Origin of the sequence: Burkholderia sp. Tr-20390 (assembly GCF_017104595.1) — a bacterium.
Taxonomy (GTDB): domain Bacteria; phylum Pseudomonadota; class Gammaproteobacteria; order Burkholderiales; family Burkholderiaceae; genus Burkholderia.
Window position 1 is genome coordinate 1 of the sequence record NZ_JAAGPC010000179.1, and the last position, 17,221, is coordinate 17,221.

Below are 17,221 nucleotides of genomic sequence, written 5' to 3' on the forward strand. Positions count from 1 at the left end.
GCCATCTCTAAAAGTTCGGCGAAGTGATCGCTGCCGGCAGTCTGGCGCTGATCAATCGTCGACTACCGCGCGACACGATGCGGACGGCAACCCGAACTGGCCACGCGGCTTGGCGACAGGACGCGCCTGCCGCACCGGTGCGCGAAACCGCACCGATCGGCGACGCGGCCTACCTGCGCAACCCGGCGCCCGACTATCCGGCGTTCGCGCAGGACCAGGGCTGGGAAGGGCGCGTCGTGCTGCGCGTGCACGTGCTCGCGAACGGCTCACCCGATTCCGTCGAGGTCCGCACGAGCAGTGGCCGCCGCATGCTCGACACGGCGGCGGTGGCCGCCGTGAAGCGCTGGACGTTCGTGCCCGCGAAGCGCGGCGACGAAGCGGTCGACGGCTGGGTCAACGTGCCGATCGATTTCAAGCTGGGCTGACCCGCCGGGCAGCCCGCCACATTTTCAAAGGAACTCACATCATGAACGGTATTCCGACCACCTTCATCGTCCAGGGCGCGCTCTGGCTGCTCGTCGTCTTCTCCGTCGTCACGTGGACGCTGATCGTCGTGAAGGCGATCCAGAGCCTGCGGGCGAGCGCGCGCAACCGGCGCTACGTCAGCGCGTTCTGGGCGGCGAACAGCTTCCACGAGGCCGCCGCGCTCGACGGTGCGAACAGCCCGGTGGGCGAACTCGCCGCGACGGGCTTCGACGCGCTGCGGCGCGCCGACGAGAGCAGCGCGCACGACCTCGAACACAGCTGGAGCCGCCACGACCTGCTCGAACGGCATCTGCGGCAGCAGATCCACAACGCGCGTCGGCGCGAGGAGGCGGGGCTGGCGGTGCTCGCGTCGATCGGCAGCACCGCGCCGTTCGTCGGCCTGTTCGGCACCGTGTTCGGCATCATCCATGCGCTGACCGCGATCACGCACAGCGCGTCGGCGAGCATCGACGTCGTGGCCGGGCCGATCGGCGAGGCGCTCGTCGCGACCGGGATCGGCATCGCGGTCGCCGTGCCGGCCGTGCTCGCGTACAACTTCTTCGTGCGCCGCGTGAAGGCCGCGTCGGCCGACCTCGACGCGTTCGCCACCGATTTCGTCACGCTCGCGCAGAAGGCCGGCTTCCGCGTGCCGGCCGCCGCCGCGCCCGCGCCGGCACGCCGTGCCGGCGACACCCGTCAGGAGGCCTTCGCATAATGGCTTTCTCCTCTTCCTCCGACAACGACGACGTGCTCAGCGAAATCAACATCACGCCGCTCGTCGACGTGATGCTCGTGCTGCTCGTCGCCTTCATCGTCACGGCCCCGCTGCTGAACAACGCGGTGCACGTGAATCTGCCGAACACCGTCGCCACGGCGCCGGCCGATCGCAAGCCGAACGTCACCGTGAGCGTCGACGACAAGGGCGTCGTGTATCTCGACAAGCGAGCGGTCGCGCTCGCCGCCGTGCCGGCCGAGCTGGCCGCGCTGAAGGCCGGCCGGCCCGACGTCGCGCTCGACCTGCAGGCCGACGAGCACGTGCCGTACGGCACGGTCGCGAAGCTGATGGCCGCGATCGAGCATGCGGGCATCACGCGGCTGTCGGTGCTCACCGCGCCGCGCGGCTGACGCGCGGTTCACGACTCTGTCCAAGAACGCATCCATGAGCATCACGGCTTCCTCCAACGTCCAGTCGATCTGGTACACACGCTGTCCGGTGCCGACGCCGCTCGGCATCGCCGCGCATCTCGGCTGGCTCGACAGCGAATTCGCCGGCGACGGCATCACCGTGCGTGCGCTGCAGGAGAGCCAGCACGCGGCACTGCATCACGCACACGTCGATCATTCGCTCGACAACGCATTCCGGCAGGGCGGCAGCATTCCCGCGCTGTGGGCGCGCGCGGCCTGCGCCGACACGCGCGTGGTCGCGCTGACCTGGGTCGACGAGGCGCAGGCGATCGTCGCGCTGCCGGAAAGCGGCCTGAAGCGGCCGAAGGACCTGCGCGGGCGCCGCATCGGCCTGCCGCGCCGCGACGGCGAGCGCATCGACATCTTCCGTGCGGCGGCGCTGCGCGGCTTCGTCAGTGCGCTGTCGCTCGACGGGCTCGGCCCCGCCGACGTCGAATGGATCGACGTGCCCGCGTCGAACCTGCGCGCACCGGTGTCGACACCGGCGACGCGCGACGCGGCCTTCAGCCATCCCGCGAGCCTGTCGAGCCGCCGGCTCTACGCGGCCGAAGCGGCCGCGCTCGTGCGCGGCGAGGTCGACGCGATCTACGTGAAGGGCTCGCTCGGGCTCGAAACCGCGCACCTGATCGGCGCGCAGGCGGTCGTCGACATCGGTTTTCATCCCGATCCGCAGATCCGCATCAACAACGGGTCGCCGCGGCCGCTGACCGTCAATGCGTCGACGCTCGACCGGCATCCCGACATCGTCAGCCGCTTCCTCGCGCGCGTGACCGATGTCGAAGGCTGGGCGCGCGAGCACGAGCAGGACGTGCTCGGCTATCTCGGCCGCGAGACGGGATCGGGCCATGACTGGCTGCGGCTCGCGTACGGCGCGGACGTGCACCGGCGGCTGCGCACGGATCTCGACGAAGCGTCGATCGCCGCGCTCGACGATTTCAAGCGCTTCCTCGTCGAATGGCGCTTCCTGCCGGCCGACTTCGACGTGCGCGCGTGGATCGACCGGCGCGCGCTCGACGGCATCGCGACGCGGTCTCGCGACGCCGCGCGGTGAGCGCATCGGCACGCGTCGCCGACGCATGGCGGCGCGAGCGCTTCACCGGCGGCTTCATGCTGCTGGCGCTCGCGAGCGGCACGACGATCAGCATGGCGCAGCTCGCGACGACGCTGTACGCGCTCGCGCTCGGCGTCGACAGCGCACGGCTCGGGATCATCGCGGCGATGGAGCCGCTCGGCATCGCGCTGATGACGCTGCCGGCCGGGCTGCTCGTCGCCCGCTACGGCGCGCGGCGCGTGTACTTCGTCGCGAGCATGGGGCCGATGCTGCTCAATCTCGTCGTGCCGTTTACCGGCGCATGGTCGCTGATCGCGCTCACGCAAGTGTTGATCGGGCTGTGCATCCCGTTCCGGATCGTGTCGATCAACGGCGTGTTCCTCGCGCGTCTCGCGCAGATCGGCCTCGCACGCGCCGGCTGGTACCGTGCGGCGATGTCGGTCGGGTCCGGCATGGTCGGGCCGTGGCTCGCGAGCGGGCTGCTCGGCGCGCATGGCGCGGTCGCGACGTTCTGCGCGGCATCGGCGAGTTTCGCGGGCATGGCGCTGTTCAGCCGGACGCTGCTCGGCGATGCGGAGCCCGCGGCGCGCGGTGTGCCGCCTGAACCCGGTGGCCTGCGCGCGTTGCTGGCGCTCGCGTGGAGTCACGACGTGCGCGAGCAGCTCGTGCTGGAAGCCGTGAACAGCGCGACCCGTTCGCTCGCCGGTGCGTATACGGTGGTGCTGGCGATCCAGTCGCTCGGGCTGTCGCAAACGAAAGCCGTCGCGCTGCTGACGCTGCAGGGCGTCGTCGCGGTGATCGCGCTGTTCGGGCTCGGGCATGTCGCGCAGCGGATGACCGCGCGCCGCTGCCACGCGCTCAGTCTTGCCGGCGCCGTGGCCGGATTGCTCGCGCTGGGTCTCGCCCATGACGTATGGATCGTCGGCGCGGGGCTCGCCGCGCTGTGCGCCGGGTCGTCGCTGCTGCATCTCGTCAACATGCAGCGTCTCGGCCGTCACCCGGCCGACAAGAGCCAGGTGTCGAGCCTCTACAACCTCGCGTCGATGACGGGCGCGTTCTGCGGCCCGCTGGCCGGCAGCGCGCTCGTGCCGGTTGTCGGGTTGCCGGGCGTGTTTCTGTGCTGGCTGCCCGTCGTCGTGCTCGTTACGTTCGCGTTACGCGTCGCAACGAAGCGGCGCGATGCATCGCAGCCCATGACTGCAAAGCTCTCCTGACGACCCTCATCGGGTGTTGCGTGACAAGCAGTTTGCTTCCCGTCACAGATGCGCATGCAGCAACTCCTACGCGTCACACATACCGGAAGCCCCGTGCGACGGGCCTCTCGATGCTGGCATCCGAATTGCAATAGATCACCCGTGCGTCGCGCACGCACGTGCGTTCAACCGATCAAACAGGATGACTCATCGATGTTCAGGAAAAAACTAATCGTCACCGCGCTGGGGGGGCTGCTGACGGGTGCAGCCGTATCGTTGCCCGCCTGGGCGGAAGATGGCGCGGTGACGGCGGCGCCGGACGCGAAGCCGGCGCAACAGGGCGCGGACGATGCCGCCGCGGCAGCGCCGAAGGCCGCCCGTGCGACCCGCGGCACGGCCGCACGCGAAACGAATCTCGGCACGGTGACGGTGACCGCTCGCCGGCGCAAGGAGAGCATCCAGGACGTGCCGGTCGCGGTGAGCGCGCTGAGCGGGGACACGATCAAGAACAACGAGCTGCGCGTGGTGAACGACGTCACGAAATATGTGCCGAACTTCACCGGCCAGTCGACCGAAGGCCGCGAGCGGCCGCGCTGGTTCCTGCGCGGCGTCGGCAGCAACGATCCGTCGGACCTGTCGCTGAGCCCGATCGGCGTGTACTTCGACGACGTCTACATCAACAGCGTGTTCGGGCAAGGCTTCCCGCTGTTCGACCTCGATCGCATCGAAGTGCTGCGCGGCCCGCAGGGCACGCTGTGGGGCAAGAATACCGTCGGCGGCGCGCTCAGCATCACGTCGCAGAAGCCGACCTTCGACGTGAGCGGCTACGGCAAGATCGGGCTCGGCCAGTACAACAGCCGGCTCGCGGAAGCCGCGATCGGCGGGCCGATCGGCAAGAACGACGTGCTGGCCGCGCGCGTGTCGGTGTATCACGAGAACGCCGACAGCTTCTACACGAACACGGTGCAGCAAGGGCGCTTCGGCGGCTTCCACGACAATGCGGTGCGCTTCCAGGTGCTGGCCGTGCCGACCTCGGATACCGATTTCCTGTTCAACATCCACGGCCGCAACTATACGGGCGGCGGCAATGCATGGCACGCGCAGGGTGCGGGGCCGGGCGGCGCGAACCAGTTCGGCTTCGTCGGGTCGAGCGATCCGTACACGGTATCGCTCAACGCGCCGTCGAGCGATCACATCTCGACCTGGGGCACGTCGCTCACCGCGCACTGGCGCATCAACCCGGCAGTGACGCTGACGTCGATCACCGCGTTCGAAGGGCTGCATCGCTGGTACCAGGACGACGAGGACTATTCCGCGCTCGACGTCGCACGCTCGCACGATCGCCTGTCGAGCCGCCAGTTCTCGCAGGAATTCCGGCTCGAATCGCCGCAGAACGACCGGTTCAGCTGGCTCGTCGGCACGCACCTGTTCACCGAGCAACTGGCCGAGCAGGGCGCCGGCGGCGGCCTGCCGGGCTCGCCGTCGCCCGCGTTCTACCACCTGACCGACCTCACGCAGCACACGCAGAGCGCGGCAATCTTCGGCAGCGTGAAGTACCGCTTCACCGACCGCTTCAACGTGACGGGCGGGCTGCGTTACACGATCGAGCGCAAGAACATCAACCTGACCGGGCTGCAGGGCACCGGCAACGTGACGTTCAGCAATCCGGGCAGCTGGTGGGATCCGTCGTCGGTGTCGTCGCCGCTGGCGGTCAGCGCGCGGCAGAACCAGACGAACACGTGGCGCGCGCCGACCTGGGACCTCACGCCCGAATATGCGCTCAGCAGCAACGTGCGCGCGTATTTCCGCTATGCGCGCGGCTTCCGCTCGGGCGGCTACAACGGCAACGCGTATACGCAGAGCACGGTGTCGACCGTGTCGCCGGAGTACCTGACCGATTACGAGGTCGGCATCAAGAGCGAGTGGTTCGACAAGCGGCTGATCGTCAACGCGAGCGTGTTCCACTACGACTATCGCGACATCCAGGTGTTCGCGCTGGCGCCGAACCCGTTCGGCGGGCCGCCGGTGTCGACGCTGTCGAATGCGGGGCAGGGGCGCGCGGACGGCTTCGAGCTGGAGCTGAAGGCGCAGCCGGTCAACAGCCTCTACCTGTTCGCGAACCTCGGGATGCTGAACACGCGCTACACGGAGTTCCGCTACGTGCCGACCGCCGTCGGCAATTCGTTCGCGCGTTCGCCGCATACGACGATCAACGCGGGCTTCGACTATCGCGTGCCGGTGTCGTTCGGCACGCTGACGGCCGGCGGCGACGTGAATTACCGCAGCCGCGAGTACTTCAGCGCGACGCGGCAGACGATGCCGCAACTCTGGCAGGGCGGCTACACGGTGCTGAACGCGCACGTGTCCTACACGACGCCGAACCAGAAGTACATCGTGACGGGCTACGTGACGAACCTGACCAACAAGGTCTACAAGAAGCTCGAGCTGCTGCCGTCGTATGGCGCGTATCCGGCGCTGTACGGCGATCCGCGCACGGTCGGGATCACGCTGACGGCGAAGATCTGACGGGCGACATGCGGCGGCGCGGCGGCGAGCCGCGCCTGCCACGCGTCAGATCAGCAGCGACAGCGTCCTGAACAGCGCGAGATCCGCCTTGCGTGCCGAGCGCGCATGCCGGCGGATCACGTGCAGCAGGCAGTCGATGAAGCAGCGCGCGGCGTCGCTGAGCGTGCTGCTGCGCCGCGTGACGATCCCGAGGTCGCGCGGCTCGAAGGTCTCCTTCAGCTGCAACGCACGCATCCGTTCGCCGAACGACGGCACGGCCGCGAGGATCGTCGGGCACCACGTGCACATGTCGGCCTGCTCGAGCATCGTCTGCAGCATCGCCACCGACTGCGCACGCACGATGCGCCGCTCGTCGATTTTGGCGCCGTGGCGCGTGAACAGGTAATCGACGAGCGCGGCCTGGCCGTCGGCCGCGAAATTCAGCACCCAGTCGTGGTCGAGCAGGTCGTGGATCGACCGCGCGTGCTCGAGCGGATGGCCGGCGCGCACCATCACCGCGGTCTCGTAGCGCAGCATCGGCTCGAACGCGAATTCCGGCGTGCCGCCCGGTTGCACGTGCCCGAGCGCGAAGTCCATGCTGCCGTCGCGCAACAGCGGCTGCGCGACGGCCATCAGCGCTTCGTAGAGCTCGAGGCGCACGTCCGGCATCTGCTCACGAAAACGCAGCACCGCTTCCGCGAGGACGGTCATCGTGAGCCACGGCGTGACGCCGATGCTCAACCGGCCCTCGACGCGGCCGCGCATGCGCTCGAGATCGCTCTGCGCGTGTTCGAGCTGCTTCAGCACGAGCTTCGCGTGCGTGAGCAGCGTCTTGCCGTATTCGGTGAAGCCGATCCCCTCCGGCGCGCGGACCAGCAGCGGCAGGCGTTCGCTGGCCTCCAGCTCGCGCAGCGCGCGCGTGACGGCCGCCTGCGACAGCCCGAGCGTGCGCGCCGCGCCGCGGATGCTGCCGGCCTCCGCGCTCGCGACGAGCGCCTGCAACTGATGCAGCTTGATCGTGCTCATGGTGCGATACCCGACAACGAATGGTTGTCATCATAACGAAACCGCGGCTGTTCGCCGGGATTTTCGCTGCCTACGATGCGGGCACGGTCGGTCATTCGGGCGATCGACAACCGGAACGCATCGAGGAGAATCGGGGTTGGACCACACACCTATCCATCCGGAAATGGCAGCCATCGAGGCGGAGATGATTGCGCTGCGCCACCGGCTGCACGCGCATCCGGAGCTTGGCTTCGAGGAACACGCGACGAGCGATCTGGTCGCCGGGTTGCTGACAACGTGGGGTTATCGGGTGACGCGCGGGCTCGGCGGCACGGGCGTGGTCGGCACGTTGACGCGCGGCCCCGGCAAGCGGCTCGGGCTGCGCGCGGACATGGACGCGCTGCCGATCCGCGAGGCGACCGGGCTGCCGCACGCGAGCCGGTGCGACGGCGTGATGCACGCGTGCGGCCACGACGGCCATACGGCGATGCTGCTCGCGGCGGCGCGCTGCCTGGCCGGGCGGGAACGCTTCACGGGCACGCTGAACCTGATTTTCCAGCCGGCCGAGGAAGGGCTCGGCGGCGCGAAGCGGATGATCGACGACGGGCTGTTCGAGCAGTTTCCGTGCGATGCGGTGTTCGCGATGCACAACGTGCCGGGGCTGCCGGCCGGCGTGCTCGGCTTCTGCGACGGCCCGGCGATGGCCTCGGCCGACGAGGTGCAGGTGCGCGTGACCGGGCGCGGCGGGCATGGCGCGGCGCCGCATACGACGATCGATCCGGTGGTCGTGTGCGCGTCGATCGTGATGGCGCTGCAGACCGTCGTGTCGCGCAACGTGAACCCGCAGGAGATGGCGATCGTGACGGCCGGCTCGATCCATGCGGGCGCCGCATCGAACGTGATTCCGCCGCACGCGGATCTGGCGCTCAGCGTGCGTGCGCTGTCGCCGGACGTGCGGGCGCTGCTTGAACGGCGCATTCGCGAGATCGTGCACGGGCAGGCCGCGAGCTATGGCGCGAGCGCCGAGATCGACTACCGGCATACGTACCCGGTGCTCGTCAATCACGCGGAGCAAACCGCGTTTGCCCGCGACGTCGCCCGCGAATGGGGCGGCGACGGCGCGCTGATCCCGAACCTGCGGCCGATCGCGGCCAGCGAGGACTTCGCGTTCATGCTGAACGCGTGCCCCGGCAGCTACCTGTCGATCGGCAACGGCGACGGCGCCGCCGGATGCGGGTTGCACCACCCCGGCTACGACTTCAACGACGCGTGCCTCGCCACCGGCGCGAGCTACTGGATTGCACTGGCGGAGCGCTACCTCGCGTGATGGGCCCGCACGATTTTGACTGACGATTCACACAAGGAAGGAGACTGGCAATGAAGCAGTGGAAACGGATGGCGGCGCTCGCGGTGGCGCTGGCGGCAGGGGCGGCGCATGCGGGCGACTGGGCGGGCAAGGAGATCCGCCTCGCGGTCGATCCGACTTACCCGCCGCTCGAATACAAGCTGCCCGACGGCACGCTGACGGGTTTCGGGATCGACATCACGAACGCCTTGTGCGCGGAGCTGCATGCGCGCTGCGTGTGGGTCGAGTCGAGTTTCGACGGGATGATCCCGGGGCTGCTCGCGCGCAAGTTCGACGTGATCGCGTCGTCGATGACGATCACGCCGAAGCGGCAGCAGCAGATCGCCTTCACGAACCGGATCTCGAATGCGCCGGCGCGCCTCGTCGCGCGCAAGGGCTCGCCGCTGCTGCCGACGGCCGACGCGCTGAAGGGCAAGCGCGTGGGCGTCGAGCAGGGTTCCGCGCAGGCCGACTACGCCGTCGCGAACTGGCAGCCGGCCGGTGTGCAGGTCGTGTCGTACCAGAACCAGGATCAGGTCTATGCCGATCTCGTGACGGGCCGGCTCGACGCGGCGTTCCAGGCATCGATCGCGGCCAGTGACGGCTTCCTGAAGAAGCCGCAGGGCAAGGATTTCGCGTTCGTCGGCGCCGCGATCGACGACGTGAAGTACTTCGGGCAGGGCGACGGGCTCGGGCTGCGCAAGCAGGACAACGACCTGCGCGAGGCCTTCAACCACGCACTTGCGACGATCCTCGCGAACGGCACGTACCAGCGGATCAACAAGAAGTACTTCGACTTCGACATCTACGGCGCGAAGTAAGCGGCGACGCCCGGAAACGGGCAGTCACGACACGATAAATAAGGAAAACGAATGAACTGGAGATTGGCTTTCGTCGCGGTCCCGGCGCTGTGTGCGGCGCCCGCGTTCGCATTCGCGCAAGGCAGCGTCACGTTGTACGGGCTCGTCGATGCGGGCATCGACTACACGAACAACGTCGGCGGCCACAGCGCGTGGCAGATGGCAAGCGGCTTCGCGCAAGGCAGCCGCTGGGGGCTGAAGGGCACCGAGGACCTGGGCGGCGGCTACAGCGCGCTGTTCCAGCTCGAGAACGGCTTCAACGTGAACAACGGCACGCTCGCGCAGGGCGGCCGCATGTTCGGGCGGCAGGCGTACGTCGGGCTCGGCAGCACGCGGTTCGGCACGCTGACGCTCGGCCGGCAATACGATGCGGTGGTCGACTATCTCGCGCCGACGACCGCGAACGGCAGCTGGGGCGTCTACCCGTTCTCGCATCCGCTCGACAACGACAACACCGGCAACACGTTCCGCGTGAACAACACGGTGAAGTACGCGAGCCCGGATTTCGCCGGCTTCTCGTTCGGCGGCACGTACAGCTTCAGCAACGACACGGGCTTCGCGAACAACCGGCAGTGGAGCGTCGGCGCGCAGTACGAGCAGGGCGGCTTGCTGGTCGGCGCGGCGTTCCTGAATGCGGACAACCCGGGCGCGACGTCGGGCGGCGCGATCGCGGGCTCGGGGTCGGTCGGCGCCGATGCGAACTTTGCGTCGGCGCGGCTGCGGATTTTCGGTGCGGGCATCAACTACACGGCCGGGCCCGCGACGGTCGGGTTCGCGTACACGAACAGCAACGTCACGCGGCCGACCGCGAACGTCGGCTACCTGTTCGGCGACGAGACGATCGAGCCGATGACCGGCCCGCTCGCGGGGGGCACGGTGTCGTCGATCAAGTACCAGAACTTCGAGGTGAACGGCAAATACCAGTTCACGCCGGCGTTGTTCGTCGGGGCGCAGTACGTGTACACGACGGTGCGTTATGACGCGACGACGGGCAGCGCGAAGCCGAAGATCCATTCGCTCGGGCTGATGGCCGACTACAACCTGTCGAAGCGCACGGACGTGTACCTGATGGGCGCGTACCAGCGAATCGCGGGCGATGCGACGGGCTCGTCGCTCGACCAGGCCTATGTTCCCGGCGCGGCGGACCTGTCGTCGACTTCGAAGCAGCTGATGGTTCACGCGGGGATCCGTCACAAGTTCTGACGGCGCGATGACGGAAACGGCGGCGGGCCGGACTGCCCGCCGCCACGATGCGCTCACTGCGCGACGCGGATCACGACCTTGCCGAAGTGCTGCCCCGACTGCAGGTGCGCATAAGCCTGCGGTGCTTCGTCGAAGCCGAACACGCGATCGACCACCGGCCGGATCTGCTTCGCGTCGACGAGGCGCACGACATCGTCGAGCATCGCGCGGCTGCCGACCATGATCCCGTGCAACTGCCGGATCCCGCCGATCAGCGACAGCAGCCCGAGTTCGGGGCCGGCGAAGCTGCTGAGGCCGCCGATCACCGACACGATGCCGCCCAGCTTCGTCGCCGCGACCGAGCGCGGCAGCGTGTCCTTGCCGCCGACTTCGACGACCAGATCCGCCCCCGCGCCGCCGGTGAGTCGCAGCACGTCGTGCTGCCATTCGGGCGTCGCGCGATAGTTGATGGTTGCGTCCGCACCGAGTGCGCGGGCGCGCTCGAGCTTCGCATCGCTCGACGACGTGACGATGGTGCGCAGCCCCGCCGCATGCGCGAGCTGCAGCGCGACGATCGACACGCCGCCGGTGCCGAGCAGCACGACGGTCGCGCCGGGCCGCAGGTCGCCGTCGGCGAACAGTGCGTTCCACGCGGTAATCCCGGCGCACGACAGCGTCGCCGCCTCGTCGTAGTTCAGATGCGCGGGAATCGCGACCAGCGCGGCCTCGTCGGACACGAAATGTTCGGCCAGCACGCCGTCGAATTGCGCGCCGGGCGACCCGGAGACTTTCTGCGGCGTGGGCGGCCCGTCGATCCAGTGCGGAAAGTACGTGTTGATCACGCGATCGCCCGGCTTGAAGCGCGTGACGTCGCGGCCGGTTTCGATGACTTCGCCGGCGCCGTCGGCCACCGGGATCAGCGCGTCCGTGCCGATGCCGAGATAGTCGCCGCGCGCGAACATCAGGTCGCGGTAGTTCAGGCCGGCGGAGTGGATCTTCACGACGACGTCGGTCGGCCCGACCGCGCGGCGTGTTGCGTCGATGCGCCGAAGCCCGGCCACGCCGTCGCCCGGTTTCACTTGCCATGCGTGCATGTCGACTCCTTTTCGAGATAGAGCGGACTATCATAGTGTTGCGCATGGGGACGCATTGGCGAGAAATTGGCCAACGACTGTCGCCTGTGCGGACACAACCCTGTGACCCAACCGGAGCGGAATGGCATGGACGAGCGGCTGAGAGGCGTGGCCGAATTTGTCGACGTGGTGGAGTCGGGCAGCTTCGCGGCGGCCGCGCTGCGGCTCGGCGTCACGCGCTCGGCTGTCGCGAAGGTCGTCGCGCGGCTCGAGCGCCGCCTCGGCGCGCGGCTCCTGCAGCGCACGACCCGCCAGCTCGGCCTGACCGACGAGGGGCTCGTCTATTACGAGCAGTGCCGGCGGCTGCTGGCCGAACTCGGCGAGACGGAGGCCGCGCTCGACGCGGGGCAGCGCGAGCCGGCGGGGCGGCTGCGCGTCAGCGTGCCCGTGCTGTTCGGGCGACAGTGCGTGGCGCCCGTGATGCGGCGCCTCGTCGAGCGCCATCCGCGGCTCGAGATCGACGTGTCGTTCAGCGACCGCGTGGCCGACCTGGTCAATGACGGCTTCGACATCGCGGTGCGCATCGGCGAGCTGGCCGATACGAGTGCGCTGGTCGGTCGCAAGCTCGGCGTGCAGCGCATGGGGATCTGCGCGTCGCCCGCGTATCTCGACCGTCATGGCCGGCCGACGGGGCTCGACGCGCTCGCGTCGCACGTCGGCATCGCGTATTCGCGCGGCGGGCAACCGACGCCGTGGCGGGTTCTCGGCGCGGACGGCGCGGTGCACGACCATCGCCCGGCCGGCCGCCTGCGGCTCGACGACCTGCAGGCGATCGCCGATGCGGCCGCTGCCGGCGCGGGCCTCGCGTGGCTGCCGTGCTGGCTGATGGCGCCTTACCTGCGCGACGGCCGCCTCGCGCTCGTGATGGACAGCAACAGCGTGTCGGGCGCCGAAGTGTTCGCGGTGCGGCCGGCCTCGCGCCAGGTGCCGTCGAAGGTGCGCGTCGTCATCGATGCGCTCGTCGACGAGATACCGCGCATGCTGGCGTCGGATGATTGAGGCCGGCGCGGTGCGGCGATCGCGACAGGCCCGCGCCGCACCGGCTCAATTCGTGGCCCGGTGCGGATTGCAGTCCACCGAATACTCCGCGTGCTCGCCATTGACGTGCAGGACCAGCGTCGCCTGGCAGATGTCGCCCGAATCGACGCTCAGCCGCAGCGTCGCCAGCGGTTGATCCTCGCCGCCGGCGAGTCGCGATTCGCCGGAGCGTGTCAGCGAGGCCGAGCCGGCGCCGCCGGTCCTGGTGATGCGCAGGCTGTACGACACGTCGACCGGCGCGGCCGCCCGCACGTGCGGCACGATGTTCACGCCGCCGGCACTGGCGGCGATGTCGAAATAGGCGTTGAGATCGTGAATGCCAACCATGATCGTCCCCTGTCGAATGAAAAAAAGGCCGAACGGGTAACCGTCCGGCCTTTTCGTTACACCGGCGGTGCTTAGTGCTGCTTGAGCGAAACGGTGTTGTTGAAACCGTTCTGGTTGATGCTCGCGTAGTTCGCGTTGCCTTGCTGTACCAGCGTGGCGTTGTTGTTGTAGCCGATCTGCGTCACGTAGCCCTGGTTGCCCGTGCCCGACACTTGCGACGCGTTGATGATGTTGAAGCCGCCGGCCTGCGACAGGCTCAGCACGTCATCCGCACCCGTCTGCGACGCATTGGCGTAGTTGCCGATGTCGCCCGACTGGCTCACCGTCACCGACGAGCCCGATGCGGCCGACTGCGTCACCGACGCCAGGTTGTCCGCCGACGCCTGCGTGATGGATGCCGTCGAACCGGCCGAGCTGCTCTGCGTGATCGACGCCGTGTTGAACGCGGCCGTTTGCGTGATGGACGCGCCGTTGCCGTAGCCGTACTGCTGCGTGATCGTCGCGTTGTTCGACGCGGCCGACTGGTTGATCGTCGCGCTGTCGCCGAACTCGAACCACTGATTGACCGTTGCGTTGTTGCCGTCGGCGGTCTGCGTGATCGACGTCGCGTTGCCGGCCGCCGCGAGCTGGTGCACCGTGGCGTTGTTGCCGCTCACGCCGCCCGATTGCGAAATCGTCGTCGTGTTGCCGCCGCCGAACGACGAATTCACGGTGGCGGTTTCGGTGCCGCTCTGGGTCGTCGTGACCTGGTCGCCAGCCTCGGCGAACTGCGTCACGCTGGCGTTGGTCGTGCCGCCCGTTTGCGTGATCGACGTCGCGTTTCCGCCGCCCCAGGTCGTCTGGACGTTCGCGGTGCCGTTGTTGCCGGTCTGCGCGATGCCGACGGTGTTGCCGACCGTGTCCGTCTGCGCGACGGTCGCGTTGTTGCCGATCGCCGACTGGCTCGGCGTGCCCTGGTTGATCGTCACGTTGTTCCAGCCGCCGCCTTGCTGCGAGATCGACGCGCTGTCGATGTAGCTGTACTGGTTGATCGTGTTGGTGTCGTATTGCGGGCCGCCCGTGTAGGCCGACGTCGTCTGCGTGATGGTCGCCGAGAAGTCGCCGCCGCCGGACTGCGTCACATAGTTCCGCTCGTTCGACGTGCCCGTTTGCGACACGTTCACGCTCGAATACGGCTGCGCCCACCAGGAGTTCTGCTGGATCACGGTCGTGTCGCCGTTGCCGCCCTGCGTCGTCACGTTGGCGACGAACCCGTAGCGGGGATCGTTGCCGGCTGCCGACTGGTTGATCGACACCGCATCACCGTTCGTCGCCGTCTGTTCGACGGTTGCCGAGTTGAAGTTGCCGGTTTGCCCGATATTCACGGTGTTACCCGACGAATCGGCCTGTGCGGCAGCCGATGCGAGCATCAGCACTGCGATTGCGATTGCAGACTTGGTCACCTTCATTTGTTGCTCCTGATTCGAAAGAAAATTCGCCGGAAAAGTGGATCTTTTGCCGGCACCCCCGCCAATGAGGACGCTCTCACGTCCCGCACCTCACACCACTTGAAGCAAAGCACCTGCAAACTGCATAACCGTTACCGCGTCAGCACCGTGGCGCGCGCACCGTTGCCGGTCTGGATCACCTGGATGCCGGTGTTCGATCCGCCCTGCACGAGGTTCACCGCGTTGTTGCTGCCGTTCTGCGTGACGCGCGCCGACAGCGACGTGCCGACCTGCGTCGAGTCGACCGAATTGCCGGCGCCGTTCTGTTGCACCTGCAACGTGTTGCCGTTGCCGCGCTGCGTCGCATTCAACCTGTTGCCCAAGCCGGCCTGCGACGCCGCGATCCAGTTCTGCGCACCGGCCTGCCGCGCGACGATCGCGTTGCCGTCGCCGGCCTGCCAGATCAGCGCACCGTTGTGGCCGGCCTGGTCCAGCGACGCGGCGTTGCCGACACCGCTCTGGCGGACCGCGACGATGTTGCCGCTGTAGTCGAATGCCGGTTCGGGCGGGCCGAGATCGTTGAGCGGCACGGGTGCCGCAAACGCCGCCTGCATGGCTGCTGCTGCCCACACGGTCGCGAGCGCCTGCCGCGCCACGCGGGCGCGCCCGTTCCGATCATGGTGTCGATTCATCCTGTTTTCTCCGCTGGCCGGCCTGGCCCGGTTAATGAGTGGACGCGCCCTGGCGATCGATCTTCTGCGGGTCGTACGCGGTGTTCGCGTCCTCCATGTCCTGCGCGTATTTCCGGTCTTCCTGCAGATACCGCTGCATCGTCGGGTCGTACCAGTCCTGGTCGTTCTTCAGCGCCCAGGTCTGGTTCGCGACGCCCTGGACGATCAGGTGCGTGAGCGCCGATTCGATCGCTTCGTTCACGCAGATCTGCGCGGGTTCGTTACGTGTCAGCCCGGCTTCCGCCTGCAGCAGGTCCTTGAAGCCGACGAAGCGATAGATGCCTGTGTCGACCTGATACGAGTAGACGGTCTTGGTCGTCGACACGCTGTTGAGCACCTGGCCCGTGCGGATGTCGATCGCGCGCAGGTTGACCGTGACCTGGTCGATCCGGTATTGCGTCGACCCGCTGATCCCGAGGTAGGCGACGCCGGCCCCGCCGGTCCGGACGTTCGTGTCGTAGCCGACGATGCCGCCCTCGAGCACGATGTTCGCGGGCATCAGCGGCGCCATCGCATCGTTCTGCGCCTTCTTCGCATCCGCGCCGTCGGTGGCGCGCATGATCTTGCGTTCGGTCAGCAGGTCCTGCAGGTTCTCGCGTTCCACCGGCGTGAACCAGCCGGAGTCGCGCATCGCCTTGACGAGGAACGACGCGCCGCCCTGCGTGACCTGCGACGAGAAGGAGCTGTCCGGCGATGCCTTGTATTGCCCGGTCAGATCGCGAAAGCCGTACACGGCCGCGACGATCTTGCCCTTCGGCGGCGGCAGGTGCGTGAGGTCGCGTGTGGTGCGCGTCGGCGGCGTCAGCGTCGCGTTGCTCAAGGCCGGCATCGGCCGCGTGACGCAGCCGACCAGCGACAGCAGCAACAGCGCGCCCATGGCGATCCGTGTCGTCCCCGTGTTCAAGCGTGTGCGTTCAGCATTTTTTTTCATGATTCGCTCAGTCTTTTTTTCGATTTATTGGCCGTTGCTGACGATGAACGTCGAGGTCGCACCCGTCGTCTTGTCGGTGGTCGTCACTTGCAGGTTGCCGTTGCCGGCCGCACTCACGACGATCGTGAAGTTGCCCGTGCTGATCGTCCCCGGCTTGAGCTCGCCGTTGGTGCCGACGATCGAGTTCGTCACCGAGCCGGCGACGCGCGACAGGATTGCCTGCTGCAGCTGCGCATTGAACTGGTCGAGCGACGACGTGGACGTCGGCGATGAATACGCCGACAGCGACGGATCCGTGTGCTTGTTCTGCGCGTTGGCCTCGTTGAGCAGATTGGGGCCGTTTGCCGGGTTGCCGCCGAAATTCGGGTTGTTCGGCTGATAAACCAGCGTCGACGACCACGCATACGGCGACACCGCGGTCATCGCGACCAGCGCGATCACGCTCAATCTGATTCGATTCATTTTCCCTAACCCCTGTTTTTGATTAATCGACTAAATCTCGTCTTTGGCCAGATCCGAATCGGGAAACAGCAAATTCGACAGATCGTCCTGAATGACGGTTTGAAAGGAAATACTGGCGGCGCTTTCGGCCACGGCCTTGACGTTTGCGCGTGCGATCGGCAGGAAGGTCTGGAATACGCGCTTTTGCTGGAATTCGACCCAGATCAGGCTGCCGTAACGCCCGGACGGACGTTCGTGAATGGCGACCATGTAGCGCTCGCTCAGCGGGATTTCCGACCACGTCTGCGAGAAGTAGGTATAGAAATCGCGGCCGGCGAGCGTCACGGCATCGGTCGTGACCGTGCCGCCGAGCTGGTCTTCCGGAAGGGCGTGGCGCGCGGC

18 protein-coding genes are annotated in these 17,221 nt (G+C 67.7%); 10 read left to right on the plus strand and 8 right to left on the minus strand.

Annotated elements, in window-relative coordinates:
- The first annotated feature begins 137 nt into the window (after positions 1 to 137).
- From G3N98_RS32220 to G3N98_RS32245, 6 genes are all read left to right on the plus strand, one after another.
- Positions 138 to 425 (plus strand): energy transducer TonB, encoded by a 288-nt coding sequence (locus G3N98_RS32220; RefSeq protein ID WP_083264193.1) that lies wholly within the window; start codon positions 138 to 140, stop codon positions 423 to 425.
- 41 nt (positions 426 to 466) lie between these two features.
- A complete protein-coding gene (locus tag G3N98_RS32225; RefSeq protein WP_206150458.1) occupies positions 467 to 1,180 on the plus strand; it encodes a MotA/TolQ/ExbB proton channel family protein in 714 nt (237 codons plus the stop codon).
- Positions 1,180 to 1,590, plus strand: a complete 411-nt coding sequence (locus tag G3N98_RS32230; RefSeq protein WP_009694203.1) for a biopolymer transporter ExbD — start codon at positions 1,180 to 1,182, stop codon at positions 1,588 to 1,590. The genes G3N98_RS32225 and G3N98_RS32230 overlap by 1 nt, the downstream gene beginning before the upstream one ends.
- A gap of 34 nt (positions 1,591 to 1,624) precedes the next feature.
- A complete protein-coding gene (locus G3N98_RS32235; protein WP_206150459.1) occupies positions 1,625 to 2,701 on the plus strand; it encodes an ABC transporter substrate-binding protein in 1,077 nt (358 codons plus the stop codon).
- Entirely contained in the window at positions 2,698 to 3,915 is a 1,218-nt protein-coding gene (locus tag G3N98_RS32240; RefSeq protein ID WP_206150460.1) for an MFS transporter, read from the plus strand. Before G3N98_RS32235 ends, G3N98_RS32240 begins: the two co-directional genes overlap by 4 nt.
- Positions 3,916 to 4,107: 192 nt before the next feature.
- Positions 4,108 to 6,420 (plus strand): TonB-dependent receptor, encoded by a 2,313-nt coding sequence (locus tag G3N98_RS32245; protein ID WP_089474175.1) that lies wholly within the window; start codon positions 4,108 to 4,110, stop codon positions 6,418 to 6,420.
- Positions 6,421 to 6,465: 45 nt separating this feature from the next.
- Here G3N98_RS32245 and G3N98_RS32250 read toward each other — a convergent pair whose 3' ends face one another.
- Positions 6,466 to 7,425, minus strand: a complete 960-nt coding sequence (locus G3N98_RS32250) for a LysR substrate-binding domain-containing protein (protein ID WP_206150461.1) — start codon at positions 7,423 to 7,425, stop codon at positions 6,466 to 6,468.
- 184 nt (positions 7,426 to 7,609) lie between these two features.
- Between G3N98_RS32250 and G3N98_RS32255 the strand changes: the two genes are divergently transcribed.
- From G3N98_RS32255 to G3N98_RS32265, 3 genes are read left to right on the plus strand one after another with little or no spacing between them, the layout of a single operon-like run.
- Complete coding sequence (locus G3N98_RS32255) at positions 7,610 to 8,731, plus strand: M20 aminoacylase family protein (protein WP_206150467.1); 1,122 nt, start codon at positions 7,610 to 7,612, stop codon at positions 8,729 to 8,731.
- 50 nt (positions 8,732 to 8,781) lie between these two features.
- Entirely contained in the window at positions 8,782 to 9,570 is a 789-nt protein-coding gene (locus G3N98_RS32260; RefSeq protein WP_089428293.1) for an ABC transporter substrate-binding protein, read from the plus strand.
- Between the two features lie 51 nt (positions 9,571 to 9,621).
- A complete protein-coding gene (locus G3N98_RS32265) occupies positions 9,622 to 10,812 on the plus strand; it encodes a porin (RefSeq protein ID WP_206150462.1) in 1,191 nt (396 codons plus the stop codon).
- Positions 10,813 to 10,865: 53 nt separating this feature from the next.
- On the opposite strand, the gene G3N98_RS32270 is transcribed toward G3N98_RS32265, so the two are convergent.
- A complete protein-coding gene (locus tag G3N98_RS32270) occupies positions 10,866 to 11,885 on the minus strand; it encodes an NAD(P)-dependent alcohol dehydrogenase (RefSeq protein WP_206150463.1) in 1,020 nt (339 codons plus the stop codon).
- Between the two features lie 126 nt (positions 11,886 to 12,011).
- On the opposite strand from G3N98_RS32270, the gene G3N98_RS32275 reads away from it, so the two are divergent.
- Positions 12,012 to 12,923, plus strand: coding sequence for a LysR family transcriptional regulator (locus G3N98_RS32275; RefSeq protein ID WP_206150464.1), 912 nt, complete (start codon positions 12,012 to 12,014; stop codon positions 12,921 to 12,923).
- 45 nt (positions 12,924 to 12,968) lie between these two features.
- Here G3N98_RS32275 and csgH read toward each other — a convergent pair whose 3' ends face one another.
- The 6 genes from csgH to G3N98_RS32305 all read right to left on the minus strand — a co-directional run.
- Positions 12,969 to 13,289 carry a curli-like amyloid fiber formation chaperone CsgH gene (csgH, locus tag G3N98_RS32280; RefSeq protein WP_175238030.1) on the minus strand — a complete coding sequence of 107 codons (321 nt, stop codon included), beginning with the start codon at positions 13,287 to 13,289 and terminating at the stop codon, positions 12,969 to 12,971.
- A 71-nt stretch (positions 13,290 to 13,360) separates the two neighbouring features.
- Positions 13,361 to 14,737, minus strand: a complete 1,377-nt coding sequence (locus G3N98_RS32285; RefSeq protein WP_206150465.1) for a hypothetical protein — start codon at positions 14,735 to 14,737, stop codon at positions 13,361 to 13,363.
- Positions 14,738 to 14,868: 131 nt separating this feature from the next.
- Positions 14,869 to 15,408, minus strand: coding sequence for a hypothetical protein (locus G3N98_RS32290; RefSeq protein ID WP_144030289.1), 540 nt, complete (start codon positions 15,406 to 15,408; stop codon positions 14,869 to 14,871).
- Between the two features lie 31 nt (positions 15,409 to 15,439).
- Entirely contained in the window at positions 15,440 to 16,378 is a 939-nt protein-coding gene (locus G3N98_RS32295) for a CsgG/HfaB family protein (RefSeq protein WP_206150466.1), read from the minus strand.
- A gap of 24 nt (positions 16,379 to 16,402) precedes the next feature.
- The gene (locus G3N98_RS32300) at positions 16,403 to 16,840 is read right to left on the minus strand and encodes a curli assembly protein CsgF (protein ID WP_089474183.1); all 438 of its coding nucleotides are present in this window, start codon (positions 16,838 to 16,840) and stop codon (positions 16,403 to 16,405) included.
- 30 nt (positions 16,841 to 16,870) lie between these two features.
- The coding region (locus G3N98_RS32305; protein WP_046549555.1) for a CsgE family curli-type amyloid fiber assembly protein at positions 16,871 to 17,221 on the minus strand (351 nt) is incomplete at its 5' end.

Bases quoted from the DNA above. Each gene is read 5' to 3' on its own strand.
- G3N98_RS32225 (WP_206150458.1), top strand. From the start codon at position 467: ATGAACGGTATTCCGACCACCTTCATCGTCCAGGGCGCGCTCTGGCTG.
- G3N98_RS32230 (WP_009694203.1), top strand. From the start codon at position 1,180: ATGGCTTTCTCCTCTTCCTCCGACAACGACGACGTGCTCAGCGAAATC.
- G3N98_RS32235 (WP_206150459.1), top strand. From the start codon at position 1,625: ATGAGCATCACGGCTTCCTCCAACGTCCAGTCGATCTGGTACACACGC.
- G3N98_RS32245 (WP_089474175.1), top strand. From the start codon at position 4,108: ATGTTCAGGAAAAAACTAATCGTCACCGCGCTGGGGGGGCTGCTGACG.
- G3N98_RS32250 (WP_206150461.1), bottom strand. From the start codon at position 7,425: ATGAGCACGATCAAGCTGCATCAGTTGCAGGCGCTCGTCGCGAGCGCG.
- G3N98_RS32255 (WP_206150467.1), top strand. From the start codon at position 7,610: ATGATTGCGCTGCGCCACCGGCTGCACGCGCATCCGGAGCTTGGCTTC.
- G3N98_RS32260 (WP_089428293.1), top strand. From the start codon at position 8,782: ATGAAGCAGTGGAAACGGATGGCGGCGCTCGCGGTGGCGCTGGCGGCA.
- G3N98_RS32265 (WP_206150462.1), top strand. From the start codon at position 9,622: ATGAACTGGAGATTGGCTTTCGTCGCGGTCCCGGCGCTGTGTGCGGCG.
- G3N98_RS32270 (WP_206150463.1), bottom strand. From the start codon at position 11,885: ATGCACGCATGGCAAGTGAAACCGGGCGACGGCGTGGCCGGGCTTCGG.
- G3N98_RS32275 (WP_206150464.1), top strand. From the start codon at position 12,012: ATGGACGAGCGGCTGAGAGGCGTGGCCGAATTTGTCGACGTGGTGGAG.
- csgH (WP_175238030.1), bottom strand. From the start codon at position 13,289: ATGGTTGGCATTCACGATCTCAACGCCTATTTCGACATCGCCGCCAGT.
- G3N98_RS32285 (WP_206150465.1), bottom strand. From the start codon at position 14,737: ATGAAGGTGACCAAGTCTGCAATCGCAATCGCAGTGCTGATGCTCGCA.
- G3N98_RS32290 (WP_144030289.1), bottom strand. From the start codon at position 15,408: ATGAATCGACACCATGATCGGAACGGGCGCGCCCGCGTGGCGCGGCAG.
- G3N98_RS32295 (WP_206150466.1), bottom strand. From the start codon at position 16,378: ATGAAAAAAAATGCTGAACGCACACGCTTGAACACGGGGACGACACGG.
- G3N98_RS32300 (WP_089474183.1), bottom strand. From the start codon at position 16,840: ATGAATCGAATCAGATTGAGCGTGATCGCGCTGGTCGCGATGACCGCG.